13 protein-coding genes are annotated in these 23,411 nt (G+C 65.0%); 9 read left to right on the top strand and 4 right to left on the bottom strand.

What is annotated here, in order from left to right; genetic code table 11:
- Positions 1-7 precede the first annotated feature (7 nt).
- From treZ to FPB55_RS16680, 6 genes are all read left to right on the top strand, one after another.
- A complete protein-coding gene (gene treZ, locus FPB55_RS16655) occupies positions 8-1,750 on the top strand; it encodes a malto-oligosyltrehalose trehalohydrolase (protein WP_144188709.1) in 1,743 nt (580 codons plus the stop codon).
- Positions 1,747-3,828, top strand: coding sequence for a 4-alpha-glucanotransferase (malQ, locus tag FPB55_RS16660; protein WP_144188711.1), 2,082 nt, complete (start codon positions 1,747-1,749; stop codon positions 3,826-3,828). Before treZ ends, malQ begins: the two co-directional genes overlap by 4 nt.
- Complete coding sequence (locus tag FPB55_RS16665) at positions 3,825-6,599, top strand: malto-oligosyltrehalose synthase (RefSeq protein ID WP_144188713.1); 2,775 nt, start codon at positions 3,825-3,827, stop codon at positions 6,597-6,599. Before malQ ends, FPB55_RS16665 begins: the two co-directional genes overlap by 4 nt.
- 17 nt (positions 6,600-6,616) lie before the next feature.
- On the top strand, positions 6,617-6,898 hold the full coding sequence (locus tag FPB55_RS16670) for a DUF2934 domain-containing protein (protein WP_029886657.1): 282 nt from the start codon (positions 6,617-6,619) through the stop codon (positions 6,896-6,898).
- 155 nt (positions 6,899-7,053) lie between these two features.
- On the top strand, positions 7,054-9,207 hold the full coding sequence (gene glgX, locus FPB55_RS16675) for a glycogen debranching protein GlgX (RefSeq protein ID WP_054904818.1): 2,154 nt from the start codon (positions 7,054-7,056) through the stop codon (positions 9,205-9,207).
- 405 nt (positions 9,208-9,612) lie between these two features.
- Positions 9,613-10,521 carry an autotransporter outer membrane beta-barrel domain-containing protein gene (locus FPB55_RS16680; RefSeq protein ID WP_144188715.1) on the top strand — a complete coding sequence of 303 codons (909 nt, stop codon included), beginning with the start codon at positions 9,613-9,615 and terminating at the stop codon, positions 10,519-10,521.
- Positions 10,522-10,576: 55 nt separating this feature from the next.
- On the opposite strand, the gene glgB is transcribed toward FPB55_RS16680, so the two are convergent.
- The 3 genes from glgB to FPB55_RS16695 all read right to left on the bottom strand — a co-directional run bounded on the left by glgB (position 10,577) and on the right by FPB55_RS16695 (position 18,225).
- Positions 10,577-12,787 (bottom strand): 1,4-alpha-glucan branching protein GlgB, encoded by a 2,211-nt coding sequence (gene glgB / locus FPB55_RS16685; protein WP_009686378.1) that lies wholly within the window; start codon positions 12,785-12,787, stop codon positions 10,577-10,579.
- Positions 12,784-16,104: a maltose alpha-D-glucosyltransferase gene (gene treS / locus FPB55_RS16690; protein WP_054881812.1), complete on the bottom strand. Its 3,321-nt coding sequence runs from the start codon at positions 16,102-16,104 to the stop codon at positions 12,784-12,786. Before treS ends, glgB begins: the two co-directional genes overlap by 4 nt.
- Positions 16,105-16,206: 102 nt before the next feature.
- Positions 16,207-18,225: an alpha-1,4-glucan--maltose-1-phosphate maltosyltransferase gene (locus FPB55_RS16695; RefSeq protein WP_033691098.1), complete on the bottom strand. Its 2,019-nt coding sequence runs from the start codon at positions 18,223-18,225 to the stop codon at positions 16,207-16,209.
- A 142-nt stretch (positions 18,226-18,367) separates the two neighbouring features.
- Here FPB55_RS16695 and FPB55_RS26365 point away from each other — a divergent pair, with 142 nt between their 5' ends.
- Positions 18,368-18,529, top strand: a complete 162-nt coding sequence (locus tag FPB55_RS26365) for a hypothetical protein (RefSeq protein ID WP_009686375.1) — start codon at positions 18,368-18,370, stop codon at positions 18,527-18,529.
- Between the two features lie 87 nt (positions 18,530-18,616).
- Here FPB55_RS26365 and FPB55_RS16700 read toward each other — a convergent pair whose 3' ends face one another.
- Positions 18,617-20,299, bottom strand: coding sequence for an AMP-binding protein (locus FPB55_RS16700; protein ID WP_144188717.1), 1,683 nt, complete (start codon positions 20,297-20,299; stop codon positions 18,617-18,619).
- A 322-nt stretch (positions 20,300-20,621) separates the two neighbouring features.
- On the opposite strand from FPB55_RS16700, the gene FPB55_RS16705 reads away from it, so the two are divergent.
- Together FPB55_RS16705 and FPB55_RS16710 are read left to right on the top strand one after the other, a co-directional pair.
- The gene (locus FPB55_RS16705; RefSeq protein WP_009686373.1) at positions 20,622-21,785 is read left to right on the top strand and encodes an isovaleryl-CoA dehydrogenase; all 1,164 of its coding nucleotides are present in this window, start codon (positions 20,622-20,624) and stop codon (positions 21,783-21,785) included.
- A 15-nt stretch (positions 21,786-21,800) separates the two neighbouring features.
- The gene (locus FPB55_RS16710) at positions 21,801-23,408 is read left to right on the top strand and encodes a carboxyl transferase domain-containing protein (protein WP_144188719.1); all 1,608 of its coding nucleotides are present in this window, start codon (positions 21,801-21,803) and stop codon (positions 23,406-23,408) included.
- Positions 23,409-23,411: the final 3 nt, after the last annotated feature.

The following is a 23,411-nucleotide window of genomic DNA, read 5'->3' on the forward strand; positions in this document are numbered from 1 at the left end:
CAGTAAGATGCACAGGCATGGCGCACACTTGCTGGACGCCACGTCGGCGCGCTTCGCCCTCTGGGCACCCGATGCGCGCAGCGTGAGCGTGGAACTGGAGCAGCAGCCGGCTATCGCCCTGCAGCCCGATGAAGACGGTTGGTTCAGCGGCGTGGCGCCCTGCCGGGCCGGCGACCGTTACCACTTTCGAATTGATGATGAACTGCAGGTGGCCGACCCGGCGTCGCGCTACCAGCCTACTGGCGTGCACGGCCCCAGCCAGGTGGTGGATGTGGCCAGCTACCCCTGGCAGCACCCGTGGCTAGGCCGCCCCTGGCACGAGGCGGTCATTCAGGAGCTGCATGTAGGGCTGCTCGATGGCTACCAGGGCGTAGCCCGGCAACTGCCGAAGCTGGCCGCGCTGGGTATCAGCGCAATAGAGCTGATGCCCCTGGGGCAGTTCCCCGGCGAGCGCAACTGGGGCTACGACGGTGTACTGCCCTACGCCCCGCAGCACACCTACGGCAGCCCTGAGCAACTGTGCGCGTTGGTCGACCAGGCCCATGGTGGAAAGCTGATGGTGCTGGTAGACGTGGTGTACAACCACTTCGGCCCCGACGGCAATTACCTGCACCAGTATGCCAGCCCGTTCTTCCGGGAAGACCGGCAGACGCCCTGGGGCGCGGCCATCGACTTTCGCCGCCCGCAGGTGCGCGAATACTTTATCCAGAACGCACTGATGTGGCTGTGCGACTACCGCTGCGACGGCCTGCGCCTGGATGCCGTACATGCCATCGACCAACCCGATTTTCTGGTGGAACTGGCCGAGCGCGTGCGTGCCGCAGTGGAGCCCGGGCGCCACGTGTGGCTGGTGCTGGAGAACGAGCACAACCAGGCCACCCTGTTGCAACAGGGTTTCGACGCGCAGTGGAACGATGACGGCCACAACGCCCTGCATGTGCTGCTCACCGGCGAGACCGAAGGCTATTATGCCGACTACAAGGACCGCCCCATCGACCAGCTGGCACGCTGCCTGGCCGAAGGCTTCGTGTTCCAGGGCCAGGCCAACCGCCACGGAACGCCGCGCGGCGAACCCAGTGCGCATCTGCCACCCAGTGCCTTCGTACTGTTCTTGCAGAACCACGATCAGGTTGGTAACCGCGCACTGGGCGAGCGCCTGACCCGCCTGTGCCCACCGCCGGCGCTGCGCGCTGCCACCACCTTGCTCCTGATGGCACCGATGATCCCCCTGCTGTTCATGGGTGACGAAGAAGGCAGTTGCCAGCCCCTCCTGTTCTTTACCGACTTCCACGACGAACTGGCCGATGCAGTGCGCGAAGGCCGCCGTGGCGAGTTCGCCCATTTCAAGGCCTTCGCTGACCCCGAGCAGCGCGAGCACATCCCCGACCCCAACGCCGAACAGACCTATGCCGCATCGCGCCCTTACAGCAAGCAGGTGCTGGCCGGCTGGCATGGCCTGTATCAGCAGTTGCTCGACCTGCGCCGCCACCATGTGATCCCGCACCTGCCTGGCAGCTGTGCACTGGGCGCCGAGGTGCACGGTGACAAGGCAGTCACCGCACGCTGGCAGCTGGGCAATGGCAACACCTTGCGCATCGACCTGAACCTGGCCGACAGCCCGCAGCCGGTCGAGCTGCCGCCACCGCCCTTGCGGTTGTTCGACAGCGGCGATGCTCGCCACCCCGACAGCCAACTGGCGGCGTACAGCTGCGTGGTCAGCCTGCTTCCCCCTGCCCAGGAGCGCCCATGAGCGAAACCGCCCTGCACCGCTTGGCGAACCGCGTCGGGCTTAGCCGCGACTGGATCGACGCCAATGACCGCCCTCAGCGCGTGAGCGACCACGTGCTGCGCAACCTGCTCGAAAGCCTGGGCCACCCGGCCGGCGACGATGCGGCAATCGCCGCAAGCCTGCAGGCCCTGGAGACCGCTGACGACAGTGAGCACCTACCGCCTTTGTTGACGGCCGACCAGGGCCAGCCGCTGGACCTGTCACGCTATTTCAGCTCGGCCAGCGTCGCCCGTTGCACCCTCGAGGACAGCGCCACGCGTGTGCTGGAACTTGACCGGCAGGCCCGCCTGCCCGGTGAACTGCCTGTCGGCTACCACCAGGTCGAAATCGACAGCCGCCGTTTCACGGTGGCCGTAGCGCCGCCCCGTTGCCATAGCCTTGAAGACAGCCTTGAGCACAGCGCGCAGCAAACACCCGCGCGCTGCTGGGGGCTGGCGGTTCAGCTGTACAGCCTGCGCCGCCCTGGCGACGGCGGTTATGGCGACTGCCTGGCCCTTGAACAACTGGCCCGCTCGGCCGCAGAGCGCGGCGCCGATGCCTTGGCCATCAGCCCGATTCATGCCCTGTCGGCCATCGACCAGGAACATTACAGCCCCTACTCGCCCTCCAGCCGCCTGCTGCTCAATACCTTGTACGCCAGCCCCGCCGCCCTGCTGGGTGAACGGGAAGTGCGCATGGCCATCGAAGCCTGCGGCCTGGAACAACAGCTGGAAGAGCTGCAGCAGCGGCCACTGGTTGACTGGCCACGTGCCGCCAGCGCCCAGCTGCGTGTGCTGGAGGCGCTGTACCAGGGGTTCAGCCAAGGCAGCCACCCGCTGCGCGAGGACTTCGACAGTTTCCGCAAAGCCGCCGGGGAAGCGCTGGAGCATCATTGCCGCTTCGAAGTGCTGCAGGCCCATGCCGTGGAGCATGGCCTGGGCGCCGACTGGCGGCACTGGCCCACGCCCTGGCAAGACCCCTGTCACCCGCAAGTCCAGGCCATCGCCGAGGCCTACCCGGCCAAGGTGGAGTTCCACGCGTTCTGCCAATGGCTCACCGAGCGTGGCCTGCAACGCGCCCACGAGGCCGCCCGCGGCAACGGCATGAGGGTGGGCCTGATCGCCGACCTGGCAGTTGGCGCCGACGGTGCCGGCAGCCAGGCCTGGAGCCGCCAGGACGAATTGCTGTCGGGCCTGAATGTGGGCGCACCGCCCGACATTCTCAACCGGGCCGGACAAAACTGGGGCATTTGCGCCTTTTCGCCCGAAGGCCTCAAGCGCAACGGCTACCGCGCGTTCATCGAAATGTTGCGGGCCAACCTGGCGCATACCGGCGGCCTGCGCATCGACCACGTCATGGGCCTGCGCCGGCTGTGGCTGATACCGCAAGGCGCCGAGCCCAGCGAAGGTGCCTACCTCAACTACCCGCTGGAGGACCTGCTGCGGCTGCTGGCGCTGGAATCGCACCGCCACCAGGCCATCATCCTTGGCGAAGACCTGGGCACGGTGCCCGCCGGCCTGCGCGAAGCCCTGGCCGAGAAAGCCGTGCTGGGCATGCGCGTGCTGCCTTTCGAGCAGCGCCAGCCTGGGCAGTTCACGCCGATACTGGACTGGCCCGACAACGCCCTGGCCACTACCGGTACACACGACCTGGCGCCCCTGGCCGGCTGGCTGAAAAACCGCGATATCGACTGGAGCCACCGCTTGCAACTCATTGACGCTGCCACCGAACTGCACTGGCGACACGACCGCCAGAAACAACACGACGGCCTGCGCCGCACCTTGCAAGCCAACTATGGCGTGCTCAAGGACGATGACGCCGTGATCGATGCCGCCATCCGCTACGTGGGCCATACCCGGGCGCCACTGGTGCTGGTACCGCTGGAAGACCTGTTGGGCTGCGACGAGCAACCCAACCTGCCAGGCACCACCACCGGCCACCCCAACTGGCGCCGGCGCTTCGCCCGCCCGGTGAATGAACTGCTCAATGACGACGATGCCGCGCGGCGCCTGGAGCTGCTTGCCCAAGCCCGCGAACAAGCCTGGGAGCGTGACCGATGAAGCCCTTGAGCGCCACCTTGCGCCTGCAGTTCCACAGTGACTTCACCCTCGACCACGCCGTGCCGCTGGTGCCCTACTTCGCCCAACTGGGCATCAGCCACCTGTATGCCTCACCCATCCTCAAGGCCCGTGCCGGTTCACGCCACGGCTACGACGTGGTCGACCCGACCCAGGTCAACCCCGAGCTGGGCGGCGAGGCGGCGTTGCAGCGCCTGGTCGCGGCCTTGCGCCAGCATGGCATGGGGCTGATCCTCGACACCGTGTCCAACCACATGGCCGTAGGCGGCGCGGACAACCCATGGTGGCAATGCCTGCTGGCCTGGGGCCGGCGTAGCCCGTACGCAGAATTCTTCGACATCCAGTGGCATTCCAGCGATCCGCTGTTGGCCGGGCAATTGCTGTTGCCGTTCCTGGGCAACGACTATGGCGTGTGCTTGAAAAACGGCGAACTCCCGCTGGAGTTCGACAAGGACCGGGGCGTGCTGCAAGTCGCCCACTACCAGCACCGTTTCCCGATTTGCCCGATCGACTACGGCTGGATCCTGGCCCTGAGCCCGGACCCCGCCTTGCAGGCCCTGGCAGAGCATTTCACGGCGCTGGGCGAAGCGGCCACGCCATTGGCTGACGCCCTGCCCCTGCAGGCCGAACTGGCGCGCCTGGTGCAGCAGGGTGCCGACCTCGAATCGGCCCTGGTGGCGTTCGACAGCCGTGCCGAAAGCGGCTTCAAGCGCCTGCACCTGCTGCTGGAGCGCCAGACTTACCGGCTGGCCAGCTGGCGCACCGCCGCCGACGACATCAACTGGCGGCGCTTCTTCGACATCAACGAACTGGGTGGCCTGCGGGTCGAGCGCGCGGTGGTGTTCGAGGCGACCCACGCCAAGCTCTTCGAGCTGATCGAACGCGGCCTGGTGGACGGCCTGCGCATTGACCATATCGACGGCCTGGCCGACCCGCGCGGCTATTGCCGCAAGCTGCGCCGGCGCGTCGACGGCCTGCTGGCCAGTCGGCCGCTGAACGCCGCGGTCGAACACTTCCCGATCTACGTGGAAAAGATTCTCGGCAGCGGCGAACACCTGCACCTCGACTGGCACACCGACGGCACCACTGGCTACGAGTTCATGAACCAGGTATCGCTGCTGCAGCACGACCCGGCCGGCGAAGCACCGCTGACCGAGTTGTGGGCCAACGTCAGCGAGCGCCCGGCCTTTGCTGAAGAAGTGCGCCAGGCGCGCCACCTGGTGCTCAACGCCAGCCTGGCAGGCGACTGCGAGTCGGTAGCCCAGGCGCTGTTGCAGGTCGCCCGCAACGACCTGATGACCCGCGACCTGACCTTGGGCGCCATCCGCCGTGCCTTGCAGGCGCTGGTGGCGCACTATCCGGTCTACCGCACCTACTTCAATGCTTGCGGGCGCCCGGCTGAAGACGAAGTGTTTTTCCAGCAAGCCCTGACCAATGCCCGCCAGGACCTGGCCGAAGCCGACTGGCCGTTGCTCGACCAGCTGGAACAGTGGCTGGGTGGCCAAGGCTGGCGGCAATTGCCGTCGGGGCGCGCGCGCAAGCAGTTGCGCCATGCCTGCGTACGCTTCCAGCAACTGACCGCGCCCAGTGCCGCCAAGGCGGTGGAGGACACGGCCTTCTACCGCAGCGCGCGGCTGCTGTCGCGCAACGATGTGGGCTTCGAGGCCGAGCGCTTCAGTGCCCCGCTGGCGCACTTCCACAACGAAGCGCAACGGCGCCTGCGTGACTTCCCCGACAACCTGCTGGCCACCGCCACCCATGACCACAAGCGTGGCGAAGACACACGCGCCCGCCTGGCTGTGCTCAGCGAGCGTGGGCCGTGGCTGGCCAGCCGCGTGGAGCACTGGCGCGAGCTGGCGGCGCCGCTGCGTGCGCCGCTGGAGGACGGCCTGGCGCCCAGCCCCGGCGACGAGCTGATGCTGTTGCAGACGCTGCTCGGCAGTTGGCCGCTGGACCTTGACCTGCACGACGCCAACGCCTTGCGCCAATACGCCGAACGCGTGCGCCAGTGGCAGCAGAAGGCCCTGCGCGAGGCCAAGCTGCGCAGCAGCTGGAACGCACCGAACGAAGCCTACGAGGCGGCCTGTGCCCGCTACCTGGACGGTTTGCTGCTGGGCAGTGAAAACCAGCAGTTGCGCCAATCGGTGGCCGATGCCGCACAACTGCTCGCCTGCCCCGGCGCCCTCAATGGCCTGGTGCAGGCCCTGCTGCGCATGACCACCCCGGGCGTGCCCGACCTGTACCAGGGCAACGAATACTGGGACCTGAGCCTGGTCGACCCGGACAACCGCCGCGCCGTGGACTACGCTTTGCGGCGTGCCACCCTGGAAAGCGCCACCCCTTTGGCCGAGCTGCTGTCGCACTGGCGCGACGGCCGCCTCAAGCAGGCCTTGGTAGCCCGTGTGCTGGACTGCCGCCAGGCGCACGCCGAGCTGTTCCGCCGCGGTGCCTACCTGCCGCTGACGGTACAGGGCCGGCATGCCGACAAGGTCGTCGCCTTCGCCCGGCTGGGTGAAGGCGAACGCGCCATCGTCGTGGCCCCGCGCCTGGCCAGCAGCCTGCTCGGCAGCGCGCCAACACCGTTGATCCCGGCACAGAACTGGGACGACACCCGGCTGGTTTTACCGTTTGCCGTATCACCTGCCAATTCGACGGGACTTTTCCCATGCGCGGCGGTCAGCTCATCAAGGGAGCTGATGTTGAGCGCCGTGCTGGCGGAGTTTCCGGTCAACCTGTTGATCCAACAATCTTGAGCATCAGGAGCGTTTCGATGAGTGTCGATGAAAAGCGTATTCGCGAATTTGCCTACCAGATCTGGGAGTCAGAAGGTAAACCCGCCGGCCAGGAAGACCGCCACTGGGAAATGGCTCGCAAGCTGGCCGAGGCCGAGGCCCTGGCACCCAAAGCCGCACCGCGCAAGCGGGCCCCTGCCAAACCCAAGCCGGCAGCCGAGCCCAAGCCGCCGGCCGAACCCAAGGTAGCGGCACTGCCGGGGGTTAAACCCGCGGCGGCGAAGAAACCAAGGGCGGTCAAAAAGCCAACTGCCGGTTAAACCGGTTTCGGCCACTTCGCGGCCTGCCCGCTCCCCCATGATCGCCACACGGCTGGCGGTCGTGGTTGCTTCAGGGGACCGGGCGCCACCGATAGGGCACCTGGGCAGCACTGCATCACTTCCATACCTTCCACCACGGCCATTTGAGGATTGCCATGAGCCCCCGTACCCCAAAGAAAACCCGCTCGGTTGCCCCAACCCGCATCCGCGAAGGCCAACCCTTTCCCCTCGGCGCCACCTGGGATGGGCTGGGCGTCAACTTCGCCCTGTTTTCGGCCAATGCCACCAAGGTCGAGCTGTGCCTGTTCGACGCCACCGGCGAGCATGAGCTCGAACGCATCGAGCTGCCCGAATACACGGACGAGATCTACCATGGCTACCTGCCCGATGCGCACCCTGGCCTGGTGTATGGCTACCGCGTCTATGGCCCGTACGAGCCGCAAAACGGTCACCGCTTCAACCCCAACAAACTGCTGATAGACCCTTATGCCAAGCAGCTGGTCGGCGAACTCAAGTGGTCAGAGGCGCTGTTTGGCTACACCATCGGCCACCCCGACGACGACCTGTCGTTCGATGAACGTGACAGCGCCCCCTTCGTGCCCAAGTGCAAGGTGATCGACCCGGCCTTCACCTGGGGCCGTGACGAGCGCGTTCAAGTACCTTGGGAGCGCACCATCCTCTACGAGGCGCACACCCGCGGCATCAGCATGCGCCACCCCGCCGTGCCGGAGGAGCTGCGCGGTACCTTCGCCGGCTTGGCCAACGACGAATTGCTCAAGCACATCAAGGACCTGGGTGTTTCCAGTATCGAGTTGCTGCCGATTCACGCGTTCGTCAACGACCAGCACCTGCTGGACAAGGGCCTGAACAACTACTGGGGCTACAACAGCATCGCCTTTTTCGCGCCGCACCCGCGCTACCTGGCCAGCGGCAAGATCGCCGAGTTCAAGGAGATGGTCGCGCACCTGCACGACGCCGGGCTGGAGGTGATTCTCGATGTGGTCTACAACCACACCGCCGAGGGCAACGAACGCGGCCCGACCCTGTCGATGCGCGGTATCGACAACGCCTCGTACTACCGCCTGATGCCGGATGACAAGCGCTACTACATCAACGACTCCGGCACCGGCAACACCCTCGACCTGAGCCACCCCTGCGTGCTGCAACTGGTCACCGATTCGCTGCGCTACTGGGCTGGCGAAATGCACGTGGACGGCTTCCGCTTCGACCTGGCGACCATCCTTGGCCGGTACCATGACGGCTATAGCGAGCGCCACGGCTTCCTCGTGGCCTGCCGCCAGGACCCGATGCTGAGCCAGGTCAAACTGATTGCCGAGCCGTGGGACTGCGGGCCGGGCGGCTACCAGGTGGGCAACTTCGCCCCCGGCTGGGCCGAATGGAACGACCGCTTCCGTGACACCGTGCGCGCCTTCTGGAAAGGCGATGAAGGCCAGCTGGCCGACTTTGCCGCGCGCATGACGGCCTCGGGCGACATGTTCAACAACCGCGGCCGCCGGCCGTACTCCTCGGTCAACTTCATCACCGCGCACGACGGTTTTACCTTGCGCGACCTGGTGTCGTACAACCACAAGCACAACGAAGACAACGACGAAAACAACCAGGACGGTACCGACAACAACCTTTCGTGGAACTGCGGCGCCGAAGGGCCGACCGAAGACCCGGCCGTGAACGCCCTGCGCATGCGCCAGATGCGCAACTTCTTCGCCACTTTGCTGCTGGCCCAGGGCACGCCGATGATCGTTGCGGGCGACGAGTTCAGCCGCACCCAGCACGGCAACAACAACGCCTACTGCCAGGACAGTGAGATCGGCTGGATCAACTGGGACCTCGACGAGGAAGGCAAAGAGCTGCTGGCCTTCGTCAAGCGCCTGACTCGCCTGCGCCTCACCTACCCGGTACTGCGCCGCTCGAGGTTCCTGGTCGGCGATTACAACGAAGCGATCGGGGTCAAGGACGTGACCTGGCTGGCACCGGATGGCGGCGAGATGACCGTGGAACAGTGGGAAGACCCGCACGGCCGCTGCCTGGGCATGCTGATCGATGGCCGCGCGCAGGTCAGCGGTATTGCCCGGCCCGGTGCCGAGGCAACCGTGCTGCTGATCGTCAACTCGCACCATGATGTGGTGCCGTTCAAGCTGCCGACAGTACCGGATGGCGATCACTGGAACTGCCTGATCGACACTGACCGGCCCGAACTGCGCAAGGGCCAGCACCTGCAGTTCGACAGCACCTTCGAGGTGAAGGGGCGCTCGATGGTGTTAATGGTGTTGCAACGCGAAGACGAGTGAACCGGGCAGGCGCGGTGGGCAGGTGCCCGCCGCGGCCTCTTCAGTGCCTGTGAGATCGAACGCCGCCACTGTCAAAGCGTGGCGCTAGCAATCATTCTTCATAGCGCCCGTGCGGGAAATAGCAAACGCCGCTATAGCCGCACGGTTTTTCTTTTGAATCAGCGCCTTGGTCACCCCCACAAAAGGTGAACGGGCCTTTCACGTTTTCTTGACGCAAGCCCTCCCCTCTCCTTAGCTGAAGATTACCGAGCAGTAAAAATCTCGCGCCGAGCCTCTAGCGCGCGCCTTTGGGCGCGTGTGCCGAAGCGGGCGTGCTGGTTTGGGTCGCCCTCTGTTTTGCCGTACAGCCTGTGACAACAGACCAGGTCCTCAAGCTGTACTTCACAAGAGCAAAGGAGACCCGCCATGAAAACCACTTCGAGCCCCGTGCGCATCGACCGTCTTTTCTACGCGGTTTCCACGTCGCTGCTTCTGGCAACCCCGGTGGAAACGTTCGCGTATGAGTGGTCCCAGCTTTATCCGCCTCTACCCCGCAACGGCACGCAAGCGCCCGAACCGTTCGCAGCGCCCGACCTGCAGCTGATGACCGGCCCCGAGTTGTTCGTACGTGCAACGCCAGCAGGCGATGTGCAACGCGCCGGGAGGGTGGTCGGCCACAACAACCTGCAAAGCAGCTTCAATGGCATGCGCCCGCTGTTGGGCGACAAGCCGCGCAATACCGCGCAACTGAGCGGGGAAAACCAGGGCATGTACTGGAGCATGGCCCACGCGCAGGGCTGGCACCTGGATGCCGTGGCCGTGGGTTCGCGCATCGAGGTGGATGGCGGGGGTGACACCGGCCAACGGCCGGGCGACAGCGGCCACGCGATGACCTTCTCGGTGGAGGGCGGCTATCCGATCCCACTGGCTGGCAGTTGGGTGATCGAACCCCAGGCGCAATTGATGAACCAGCAGTACTTCCCCGGCAGCCAAGGGCAGCACGCAACCCGGCAGGCCTTCGACAGCCAGCCCAGCTGGAGCGGCCGCGTCGGCGCCACATTGTCCGGGCGCTATGAAATGCGCGGCATGCCTCTGGAGCCTTATGTGCGGACCAACGTGTGGTATGACTTCAGCAACCCTGACGAAGTGAAGCTGGAACAGGTCGACAAGATCTCCAGTTCGCGCTTTTCGACAACGGTGGAACTGGGCCTGGGGCTGGTGGCGCGGGTAACGCCCTCGGTGGCCATGTTCGTCAGTGCCGACTACAGCAGCGATGTGGATGGCAATGACCTCAATGGGCTGATTGGCAGCCTTGGGGTGCGCATGCGGTGGTAGCCTGCGCTGGCCCTGGCGCCGGCAAACCAGCGGCAGGGCCAGCACAGCAGGTGCATCAGGCGGGCTTCATCACCAGCACACCCAGCGGGGGCAGGTTCAGGGCCAGCGACTGCGGCTGGCCGTGGCTGGCGATGTCTTCGCTGTGCACCAGCCCAAGGTTGCCGACATTGGAGCCGGCGTACATCTCGGCATCGCTGTTCAACAGCTCCTGCCAGCGCTCGCCGAACGGCACGCCAATGCGGTAACCCTCACGCGGAACCGGGGTGAAGTTGGCGACCACCAGCACGGGTTCGCCACTGCTGCTCCAGCGCAGCCAGGCAAACACGCTGTTCTGCGCATCGTCACCGATCAGCCACTGGAAGCCCTGTGGCTGGCAGTCCTGCTCATGCAACGCAGGCACCTCGCGGTACAGCCGGTTGAGGTCACTCACCAGGCGCTGCACGCCTTGGTGCTCAGGGTACTGCAGCAGGTACCAGTCCAGCTGGCTATCGTGGTTCCACTCCCGCCACTGGCCAAATTCGCAGCCCATGAACAGCAGCTTCTTGCCGGGGTGGGCCCACATGAAGGCCAGGTAAGCGCGCAGGTTGGCGAACTTCTGCCAGCGGTCGCCGGGCATCTTGTCGATCAGCGAGTGCTTGCCGTGTACCACTTCGTCGTGGGAAATGGGCAGGATGAAATGCTCGGAATAGGCATACACCAGGCCAAAGCTCATCTCGTTGTGGTGGTGGGCACGGTGGACCGGGTCGTTCTGGATATAGTGCAGGGTGTCGTGCATCCAGCCCATGTTCCACTTGTAGGCAAAGCCCAGCCCGCCCTGCTCGATCGGCTGGCTGACCCCGGGCCAGGCGGTGGACTCCTCGGCGATGATCAACGCCCCCGGCGCCTCATGGGCCGCCACACCGTTGAGGTGGCGAATGAAGTCGATGGCCTCGAGGTTTTCGCGCCCGCCGTGGCGGTTGGGCACCCACTCGCCGGCCTTGCGCGAATAGTCCCGGTACAGCATCGAGGCCACCGCATCGACGCGCAGCCCGTCGATGTGGAAATGCTTCAACCAATGCAGCGCAGAGGCCATCATGAACCCGCGCACCTCATTGCGGCCCAGGTTGTAGATCAGCGTGTTCCAGTCCTGGTGGTAGCCTTCCAGCGGGTTGTCGTACTCGTACAGGGCCGTGCCGTCGAAGCGCGCCAGGCCATGTTCGTCTGTCGGGAAGTGCGCCGGTACCCAGTCGAGCAATACCCCGATGCCGCCCTGGTGGCAGGCATCGATGAACGCGGCGAAGTCCTCGGCACTGCCGTAGCGCGAGGTGGGGGCGAACATCGACAGTGGCTGGTAGCCCCAGGAACCGCCGAACGGGTGTTCCATGATCGGCAGCAGTTCAATATGGGTGAAGCCCAGCGCCTGCACATACGGCACCAGGCGCTCGGCCAGTTCCCGCCAGTTGTAGTAGCGCCCGACCTCGCCGGCCTCGTCCATTTCGCAGCGCCAGGAGCCGGGGTGCAGCTCATAGATCGACAATGGCGCGTTGTACGCATGGCGCTGCGCCCGTTGCGCCATCCAGTCGTGGTCTTGCCAGGCATGGCCCAGCTCACCCGCTACCTTGGACGCCGTGCTCGGCGGCAATTCGGTGGCGCGGGCCAGGGGGTCGGCCTTCAACGGCAGGATGCCATCCTTGCCGAGCACTTCGAACTTGTAGGTTTCACCCACGCCCAGCCGTGGGATGAACAGCTCCCACACCCCGGCACCATGGCGCAGGCGCATCAGGTGGCGGCGCCCATCCCAGTTGTTGAAGTCGCCCACCACCGATACCCGCCGGGCGTTGGGGGCCCACACCGAAAAGCACACCCCGTCGACGCCCTCGACCTGCACCGGCTGCGCGCCGAAACGCCCGGACAGGTCGCGGTGGTTGCCCTCGGCAAACAGGTGCAGGTCCATGTCGCCCAGTTGCGGACCGAAGCTATACGGGTCCTCGGTCACCTGCTCGCCACCGGCCCAGCCGATCTGCAGCAGGTAAGGCTGTGCTGTATCGAGGTGCGCGGTGAACAAGCCTGGCAGGCTGCCCTGCGCCATTTCGGTGAGGAGGCGCCCGTCTTTGCGGGCAAGAATGCGCACATTCAGGGCGCCGGGGAGGAAGGCGTTGACCACCTGCCCGCCTGCGCCGTCGTCATGGGGGCCGAGTACCGCAAATGGATCGGCGTGTTCGGCGCGGGCCAGGGCATCGAGGTCCCGTTGCCGAAGGCCGCCGTTTTCACGCGTTGTTACGTTCATTCTGACTCTCCCCAGGTACTGATCAGTCCATGCAGGCCATGCAAAGGCACGGCCAGCCAACTCGGCCGATTCTCGGCTTCATAAGTAATTTCGTAGGCGGCCTTTTCCAGGCAGAAAAGCTCCAGTGCAGCGCGCTCGCCTTCCGCCTGCTGCCAGGCGTGGGGCATGGCAGCGGTGGCCAGGCCGTACGCCTCGACAAAGGCATGCCGCGACTGGTGCAGGTACTGCCGGGCCACCCGTTGCCGGGCTTGCCGTGCCGCGTCGGAAAGGTCCACCGTAGACGCGCTGCGCAAGATCATCGCAGCAGCATAGTCCAACGACCGCAATACGCCGCTGACATCTTTGTAGGGGCTGTGTTTGGCCCTGCGTTCTTCCAGGGGTCGGGCCGGCTCACCCTCGAAATCGATCAGGTAGGCATCACCCTGCACCACCAGCACCTGGCCCAGGTGCAAGTCACCGTGCACGCGCATCAGCAAGCCGCCCTCGGCCTGCTCGGCCAACTGGCGAACATGCTCGACCAGGCCGTCACGCTGTTGCTGCAGGTCGTCGACCAGCGCCTGGCTGTCGTGGTCCAGGTGGTCGCGGTGCTGCGCCAGCAGGTCGAGGGCATGGGTCAACTCGGCACTGATCTGGGTCACCCAGCGTTCGCGGTCGTGGGCATCGCTGGGCCGCGGCTGGAAGGCCGGGTCATCGGTGGGTGCTGCCAGCAACACGTGCATCTCGCCCAGGCGCTGGCCGAACAAGGCGGCGAAGGCTGTGAGTTCGGCGAGGGCGTCGGTATGTGCCTCGGTATCCGAACGGGTGGGCTCCATCTGGTCACGGATGGCGCGCTCCAGGGTGTTCTGGGTCCAGGCCCAGGCGTCGCCCTGGTTGCTCAGGTAGCCTTGGGCGATCATCAGCAGGTGCGGGGCTGCCTGCGCATCTACGCGGCTTACCCAGGCCAGCAGTGGTGAAATATTGGCAAAGCCGGCAGCGGTCAGGTAGGCGCTCATTTCAAGCTCCGGGTGAATGCCCGGGTTGACCCGGCGGATCAACTTGAGCACCACGCGGTCGCCGATGACCACCGAGCTGTTGGACTGTTCGGCGCTGAGGTAGCGCACCTCGCTTTCTTCATTAAGCCCCAGGCCGGCCAGTTGCTCGGTGCTGTCGAAACGCAGCTCGCCGTCAGCGTCGCCGCACGCCAGCCGCGTGCTTTCCTGGCACGCACGCAATACGGCGCGGATGAACGGCTCAAGCACGAACGCATCGGTAATCAGACCCACCTGATGGGCCCGGCGCACCCGGGACAACGCCAGTTGCTGTGGCAGCGCACTGTTGATCTGCTCCTCGGGCAGCAGCCCGAACGGCAATTGATAACGGGTGGCCACGCCGTCACTGAGCACTTCGAGCTCGCTGAGTAATACCGGCGTAGTGGCGGTGCCGAAACGCACGCCATAACACAGCCGCACCTGGTCTATGGGCCCTTCCTTGCCCGCGAACCAGCGCCGTTTCGGCAGGTACTGGGGCAGGATGTTGGTTTGCAGGGTGTCGCTGGCAGGCGCCGCCAGCAGTTCTTCCATGCGTTTGCGCAATACCAGCGTAATCAATTCGGGTAACCCCTCGGTGGGCTGGGCGTGCCAGCTGGGCATACGGTCGTGCGAAGCCAGCAGGAACCAGTAAAAGCCATAAGGTGGCAAAGTCAGCAGGAACGGCAGCTGACCGATTGGCGGGAACGCACTGCCGCCGAGCATCTCCACCGGTACTTTGTCGGCGTACTGTGACAATTCCAGTTCTGCCGCCTGGGCGGCGCGGGAAACGTTGGCCACGCACAGGATGACCTCGGTGTTGCCATCGGCATCGGTGTATTCGCGAATGTAGGCCAGGATGCGCCGGTTGCTGGGGCTCAGCGTGCGCAGCGTGCCACGGCCGAAAGCCTTCTGCTGCTTGCGCACCGCCAGCATGCGCCGGGTCCAGTTGAGCAGCGAGTGCGGGTCGTGGCTTTGTGCCTCGACGTTGACCGTCTGGTAGCCATACAACGGGTCCATCACCGGGGGCAGCACCAGGCGCTGTGGGTCGGCGCGGGAAAAACCGCCATTGCGGTCCGGCGACCATTGCATGGGCGTGCGCACGCCATCGCGGTCGCCCAGGTAGATGTTGTCGCCCATGCCCAGCTCGTCACCGTAGTACAGCGTGGGCGTGCCGGGCATCGACAGCAGCAGGCTGGTGAGCAGTTCGATGCGCCGGCGGTCACGCTGCAGCAAGGGCGCCAGGCGCCGACGGATGCCCAGGTTGATGCGCGCGCGGCGGTCTTCTGCGTAGTAGTTCCACAGGTAGTCGCGCTCGCGGTCGGTGACCATTTCCAGGGTCAGCTCGTCGTGGTTGCGCAGAAAGATCGCCCATTGGCAGTTGGCCGGGATCTCCGGGGTCTGGCGCAGGATGTCGGTGATCGGGAAACGGTCCTCCATGGCCAAGGCCATGTACATGCGCGGCATCAGCGGGAAATGAAAGGCCATGTGGCATTCGTCGCCGTCGCCTTCGCCGAAGTACGGGCGGGTGTCCTCCGGCCACTGGTTGGCTTCGGCAAGCAGCATGCGGTCTGGGTAGTTGGCATCGATCTCGGCGCGAATGGCCCTGAGCACCCCGTGGGTTTCAGCGAGGTTTTCGTTGTTGGTGCCATCGCGTTCGATCAGGTAAGGGATGGCGTCCAGGCGCAGCCCGTCCACACCCAGGTCGAGCCAGAAGCGCATCACCCCGATTACCGCCTTGAGCACCTGCGGGTTGTCGAAGTTGAGGTCTGGCTGGTGCGAGTAGAAGCGGTGCCAGAAATACTGGCCTGCCACCGGGTCCCAGGTCCAGTTGGACTTTTCGGTGTCGAGGAAAATGATGCGGGTGCCATCGTACTTCTGGTCGTCATCGGACCATACGTAAAAGTCGCGCGCCTTGCTGCCACGCTTGGCGTGGCGGGCGCGCTGGAACCAAGGGTGCTGGTCGCTGGTGTGGTTGATGACCAGTTCGGTGATAACCCGCAGGCCGCGCTTGTGCGCCTCGGCGATGAAGCGCCGGGCATCGGCCATGCTGCCGTAGTCGGGGTGCACGGCCTTGTACTCGGCGATGTCGTAGCCGTCGTCGCGCCGCGGCGAAGGATAGAACGGCAGCAACCACAGGGTGTTGACGCCCAGCTCGGCGATGTAGTCCAGCTTGCTGATCAGGCCGGCGAAATCACCGATGCCATCGTTGTTCGAGTCGAAGAACGACTTGATGTGCAACTGGTAGATGACAGCGTCCTTGTACCACAGCGGGTCGTCGATGAAGGCTGCCGGGCGGGAACGCTTGGCCATGGGTGACTCCTTGCATGTCTGTGGACCGTGTTGGCTGGCGTTGCGGCTGCCGTGCAGCCTATTTGCCGGCGATGGGCCGCGAGGCGGCCCGGTACCTATGCCCTAACCGGCCTTTTCGATACGCCAGATGCCGAATGGTTGGTGCCAAGGTTCGATGCGCATGAACTGGGTCTTGCCGTACCACGACCAGCGGTGGCCATTCATCAGGTCTTCACCCTGGGTTTGGGCGTTGTCATCGAGCCCCAGCTCCCACAGCGGCAGCTCGAAGTGCGCCTCCTGGGCGTTGTGCGGGTCTAGGCTGATTGCCACGAGGATGTAGTTGTCGCGCTCGGGCGTACGCTTGGCGAAGTACAGGATGTTGTCGTTCCAGCAGTTGAAGAACGCGACGCCGAGGTGGGTTTGCAAGGCCGGGTTCTGCCGGCGGATGCGATTGAGCTGGGCGATTTCGGCAATGATGTTGCCAGGCTGGCTGAAGTCGCGTGGGCGCAGCTGGTATTTCTCCGAGTCCAGGTATTCCTCCTTGCCTGGCAACGCGGCGCTTTCGCACAGTTCGAACCCGGAATACATGCCCCACAACCCTGAACCCATGGTCGCCAATGCTGCACGAATGAGGAAACCGGCACGGCCGGAGGTGTGCAGGAAGAACGGGTTGATGTCGGGGGTATTGACGAAGAAATTGGGGCGGTAGCACTGGCTCCATGGCGGCTGGTTGAGTTGCTCGAAAAATTCGCGCAGCTCTTGCTTGGTGTTGCGCCAGGTGAAGTAGGTGTAGCTTTGCGCATAGCCGACCTTGCCCAGGCGCGCCATCATGGCAGGCTTGGTGAACGCCTCTGCAAGGAAGATGACCTCCGGGTACTGGCTGCGCACATTGGCGATCAGCCATTGCCAGAACGGCAGCGGCTTGGTGTGCGGGTTATCGACGCGGAACGTCTTCACGCCTTCCTCGACCCAGCCCACCACCACATCGCGCAGCGCCAACCAGAGGCTGGGTACTGCTTCGGGGGCATAGAAGTCGACGTTGACGATGTCCTGGTATTTTTTTGGCGGGTTCTCGGCATAGCGGATGGTGCCGTCCGGGCGCCAACTGAACCAGCCCGGGTGCTGCTTGAGCCAGGGGTGGTCCTGGGAGCACTGGATGGCGAAGTCGAGGGCAATTTCCAGGCCGTGCTCGGCAGCAGCAGCCACCAGGCGGCGGAAGTCTTCACGGCTGCCCAACTGCGGGTGAATCGCTTCGTGGCCACCCTCTGCACTGCCGATGGCATACGGGCTGCCCGGGTCACCCGGCTCGGCCGTGAGCGCATTGTTGCGCCCCTTGCGGTGCTGCAGGCCAATAGGGTGAATGGGCGGGAAGTACAGCACGTCGAAGCCCATGTCACGGATCATCGGCAGCCGCTGGTGCACATCGTTGAAGGTGCCATGGCGCTGCGGGTCATCGGTTATCGAGCGTGGAAACAGTTCGTACCAGCTGGCGAACTGCGCAGCCGGGCGGTCCACATCGAGCGGGAATTCGCGGCTGCGGGCCAGGTAGCTGCGGTGCTCGGCCTCGGCCATCAGCCGGGCGGTGCGCGGGTCCAGCAGCAGCGCCACCTGGTCATCACTGCCCACCTCCGCCAGGCGCTGCAGCACGGCCTCAAGCTCGTTGCGCACGGCGCCATCGCACAGGGCAATGCCCTGGCCGAGCATCAGCCGCCCCTCTTCCAGCTCCAGCCTGACCTCGACGCCGGCGTGGTACTTTTTTTCCAGGTCGTGGCAGTACGTGGCGAACGGGTCTATCCAGGCCTGAATGCCGAACAGGTGCGGCCCCAGCTCGGTGGGGGTGAACTCGGCCAGCCACAGGTCGTTGCCCGCCGACTGCATCGGCACCGAGTGCCAGCGCTGGCTGTGCGCCGGGCGCCAGTTGAGCACCACGGCCAGGCGGTCGTGGCCATCGCTGTAGACCTTGGTGCTGACGGCAACCGGTTGACCGCTGATGGCCTTGGCGGCGAAGGTGCCGGCGTCGAGCACCGGCTGGGTGTCCTCGATCACGATGCGTGGGGCCAGCAGCGCCTGGGCCAGGCTGATGGCCTGGTCAGGGTGATCGTTGGCCATTGGCACGCTTTCAAAAAGCTCGTTTCGTGACATCGACCTTGCTCCCTCAGGCTGGTGGCGGTAAGGGTTCAGAGCCGGGCGCGGGCGTGAGGGTTCAAAAAAAACTGAGCGAATCGCAGCTGGCCGAAGTCTAAGCCTGCAGTACCTCTTCAAACCACCCACGCGAGGTCAGGCCATGAACATTCCAACACCACCGGAAACCCCCGATCCGAACATCGACGACCCGAGCTTGCCGCCGCCCGTGCCGGAGCAAGACCCGGACGAGTTGCCGGTCAAGCCAACCGAACCGCCGACGGTGGGCGACCCGCCGAACCAGGAACCACCGGTGAAAGCCTAAGGGTAGACCAGGTTACCGACCTTGCCGCCCGCAAGGTCGGTGCAGGCGGGCAACTGCCGGTGCGGGTAAACCGGGCAGCCTGGTCCGTCAACCCGCGCCATCGGCACCGAGTTCGGCGATGCTGATCTCGCGCATGCGAAACTTCTGCACCTTACCGGTTACCGTCATCGGGTATTCGTCCACGAAACGGATATGCCGCGGCACCTTGTAGTGGGCTATGCGTGCGTTGCACCAGCATTGCAGTTCTTCGGCGGTGGCTGTGTGGCCAGGGTGCAACTTGACCCATGCGACGATCTGCTCGCCATAACGGCTGCACGGAATACCGATCACCTGGGCGTCCGCCACTGCCGGGTGGGTATAGAAGAATTCTTCCAGCTCGCGCGGGTAGATGTTCTCGCCACCGCGAATGATCATGTCCTTGTTGCGCCCCACGATCCGCACGTAGCCGTGTTCGTCCATCACCGCCAGGTCACCCGAGTGCATCCAGCCGGCCGGGTCGATGGCTGCCGCGGTACCCTCGGGGTTGTCCCAGTAGCCGAGCATCACGCTGTAGCCGCGCGTGCACAGTTCGCCGATCTCGCCGCGCGGAACGATACAGCCGTCAGCGTCCACCAGCTTGTTTTCCAGCTGTGGCTGCGTGCGGCCAACGGTGGTAACCCGTAGCTCCAGCTCATCCTCTGGCCCGGTTTGCAGCGAAACCGGGCTGGTTTCGGTCATGCCATAGGCGATTTGCACCTCGGCCATGTGCAACTGGTCGATCACCCGGCGCATCACCTCGATCGGGCAGGTGGCCCCTGCCATGATGCCGCTGCGCAGGCTGGAAAGGTCCACCTGGGCGCGTAGCGGGTGGTCGAGCATGGCGATGAACATGGTAGGCACGCCATAGAGAATGCTGGCACGCTCCTCGGCCACGGCACGCAGGGTGAGTTCGGCATCGAAGGCATCGTTGGGGTAGATCATGGTGCTGCCGTGGGTGATGCAACCCAGGTTGGCCATGACCATGCCAAAGCAGTGGTACAGGGGCACCGGGATCACCATGCGGTCGCGCTCGCCCAGGCCCAGGCTTTCGCCGACCATGAAGCCGTTGTTGAGGATGTTGTAGTGGCTCAGGGTGGCGCCCTTGGGTGCACCGGTAGTGCCGGAGGTGTACTGGATATTCACCGGTTGGTCGAACTGCAGCCCGCTTTGGCGGGCCAGGTAGGCTTCGCTCGAGGTTTGCCCGGCCAGCCCGGCCAGGGCTTGCCATGCCAGGAAACCGGCCGGCGGGTTGGCTGCCAGGCTGATGACCCCGCGCAGCTCGGGTAGGCGCTGGCTGGCCAGTGCGCCCGCGGGGGCGCTCGCCAGCTCTGGCACCAGCGCCTGAACCATGGCGTGATAATCGGAGCCTTTGAAAGCATCGGCGCAGACCAGCCAACGGCACCCGGCCTGGCGCAACACGTATTCCAACTCACCCACCCGGTAGGCCGGGTTGATGTTGACCAGAATCGCCCCGACCTTGGCGCTGGCCAGTTGCAACACGCACCATTCGGCGCAGTTGGGTGACCAGATGCCCAACCGGTCGCCGCAGTTCAGGCCCAGCGCCATCAAGGCGCGGGCACACGCGTCGACCTGTTCGGCTAGTTGCCGCCAGCTGTAGCGCACGCCCTGGTGGCGCGAAACCAGGGCTTGGCCATCGGCGCAACGCGCCACGGTGGCGTCGAAGGCCTGGCCGATGGTCTGGGTCAGCAACGGCTGGTCCTGGCGGCCGCGGGTATAGCTTGGTTGACTCATGGGTGTCCCTTCTTGTGGTTGTTCTGGGCACGGCTGAAGCAAGCGGAGATACTCTGGCGCAGATTTACGTTTACGTAAAGGTGACGATCAGATTGACACCCGGCCTAAGCCAGGTTTACGTTAACGTAAAGGTGATGAACAACGCCGATCCTCAGGCGTGAAGCCGAACCCTGTGGGAGCGGGCGTGCCCGCGAATGCGATCATTCAGGAAATGACGGCCGCCCTGCTGATGCGTTCGCGGGCACGCCCGCTCCCACAGGGTCCGGCGACAGCTCCATGAGCTACGGTGTAACCCATTTCAAGAACAACAAGGTGCCCCAGCATGCATTACCCCACCCTGAACTTCGCCCTGGGCGAAACCATCGACATGCTCCGTGACCAGGTGCGCACCTTCGTCGCCGCCGAGCTGGCCCCGCGTGCCGCGCAAATCGACCATGACAACCTGTTCCCTGCCGATATGTGGCGCAAGTTCGGCGACATGGGCCTGTTGGGCATCACCGTGTCGGAAGAATATGGCGGCGCCGGCCTCGGCTACCTGGCCCACGTGGTGTCCATGGAGGAAATCAGCCGGGCCTCGGCGTCGGTGGCACTGTCGTACGGTGCCCACTCCAACCTGTGCGTCAACCAGATCAACCGCAACGGCAGCCACGCACAGAAACTCAAGTACCTGCCCAAGCTGATCAGCGGCGAGCACATCGGCGCGCTGGCCATGAGCGAGCCCAATGCCGGCTCCGACGTGGTGTCAATGAAGCTGCGCGCAGAAAAGCGCGGCGACCGCTACGTACTCAATGGCAGCAAGACCTGGATCACCAACGGCCCCGACGCCAATACCTACGTGATCTATGCCAAGACCGACCTGGACAAGGGTGCCCACGGCATCACCGCGTTCATCGTCGAGCGCGACTGGCCAGGCTTCAGCCGCAGCAACAAGTTCGACAAGCTGGGCATGCGCGGCTCCAACACCTGCGAGCTGTTCTTCGACAACGTCGAAGTACCGGAAGAAAACATGCTCGGCCAGCTGAACGGCGGCGTACGCGTGTTGATGAGCGGCCTGGACTACGAGCGCGTGGTGTTGTCGGGCGGGCCGACCGGCATCATGCAAAGCTGTATGGACCTGGTGGTGCCGTACATTCACGACCGCAAGCAGTTCGGCCAGAGTATCGGCGAGTTCCAGCTGATCCAGGGCAAGATCGCCGACATGTACACCCAGCTCAATGCCAGCCGCGCCTACCTGTATGCCGTGGCCCAGGCCTGTGACCGTGGCGAGACCACGCGCAAGGACGCTGCCGGGGTCATCCTGTACACCGCCGAGCGTGCTACGCAAATGGCCCTGGAAGCCATCCAGATCCTTGGCGGCAACGGCTATATCAATGAATTCCCGGCTGGCCGCCTGCTGCGCGATGCCAAGCTCTACGAGATCGGTGCCGGCACCAGCGAAATCCGTCGGATGCTGATCGGCCGCGAACTGTTCAACGAGACGCGCTGATCTGCGCCAGGGGTCATGATGATTCTCAAGTCACAGCTCAACACCAAGGCGGCGGATTATGCCCACAGCCATGCCGCCATGGCCGCCCAGGTCCAGGCCCTGCGCGGCCTGCTGGCCCAGGTCGCCCAGGGCGGCGGGCCCAAGGCTCAGGAACGGCACACCTCCCGCGGCAAACTGCTGCCACGCGAGCGCATCGACCGCCTGCTGGACCCGGGCTCGCCGTTCCTCGAGATCGGCCAGCTGGCGGCCCACGAGGTCTACGGCGAGGACGTGCCGGCTGCCGGGGTGATCGCCGGCATCGGCCGCGTAGAGGGCGTGGAATGCATGGTCGTGGCCAACGACGCTACGGTCAAAGGTGGCTCGTACTACCCGCTGACGGTGAAAAAGCACCTGCGTGCGCAGACCATCGCCCAGCAAAACCGCTTGCCGTGCATCTACCTGGTGGACTCGGGCGGTGCCAACCTGCCCCGCCAGGACGAGGTGTTCCCTGACCGCGAGCACTTCGGTCGGATCTTCTTCAACCAGGCCAACATGAGCGCCCAGGGCATCCCGCAGATCGCCGTGGTGATGGGCTCGTGCACTGCCGGTGGGGCCTACGTGCCGGCGATGGCCGACGAAGCGATCATGGTGCGCCAGCAGGCGACCATTTTCCTCGCCGGCCCGCCACTGGTAAAAGCCGCCACGGGCGAAGTGGTCAGTGCCGAGGACCTGGGCGGGGCCGATGTGCACTGCCGTACCAGTGGCGTGGCCGACCATTACGCCGACAACGACGAACACGCCCTGGCCATTGCCCGGCGCTGCGTGGCCAACCTCAACTGGCACAAGCTGGGCAAGCTGCAACGCCTGGCCCCGGTGGCACCGCTGTACGCCGCCGACGAGCTGTATGGCGTGGTGCCCGCCGATGCCAAGCAGCCGTTCGATGTGCGCGAAGTGATCGCCCGGCTGGTCGACGGCTCGCTGTTCGACGAATTCAAGGCGTTGTTCGGTACCACCCTGGTCTGCGGCTTTGCCCACCTGCATGGCTACCCGGTGGCGATCCTGGCCAACAACGGCATCCTGTTCGCCGAAGCGGCGCAAAAAGGCGCGCACTTCATCGAGCTGGCCTGCCAGCGCGGTATCCCGCTGCTGTTCCTGCAGAACATCACCGGGTTCATGGTGGGCAAGAAGTACGAGGAAGGCGGTATCGCCAAGCATGGCGCCAAGCTGGTGACCGCCGTGGCCTGCGCCCAGGTGCCGAAATTCACGGTGATCATCGGCGGCAGCTTCGGTGCCGGCAACTATGGCATGTGCGGCCGTGCCTACGACCCACGCTTTTTGTGGATGTGGCCGAACGCGCGGATCGGTGTGATGGGCGCCGAGCAGGCCGCCGGTGTGCTGGCCCAGGTCAAGCGCGAGCAAAGCGAGCGCAGTGGCCAGCCGTTCAGTGCTGAAGACGAAGCCAGGCTCAAGCAGCCGATTCTCGACCAGTACGAACAGCAGGGCCACCCCTACTACTCCAGTGCCCGGCTATGGGACGACGGCGTCATCGACCCGGCGCAAACCCGCGACATACTGGGCCTGGCACTGTCCGTTGCGCTGAACGCGCCGATCGAAGCGAGCCGCTTCGGCATTTTCCGGATGTGACCC

The sequence above is a fragment of the Pseudomonas sp. BJP69 genome (genome assembly GCF_007633355.1).
In the GTDB taxonomy this organism is placed as follows: Bacteria; Pseudomonadota; Gammaproteobacteria; order Pseudomonadales; family Pseudomonadaceae; genus Aquipseudomonas; species Aquipseudomonas juntendi.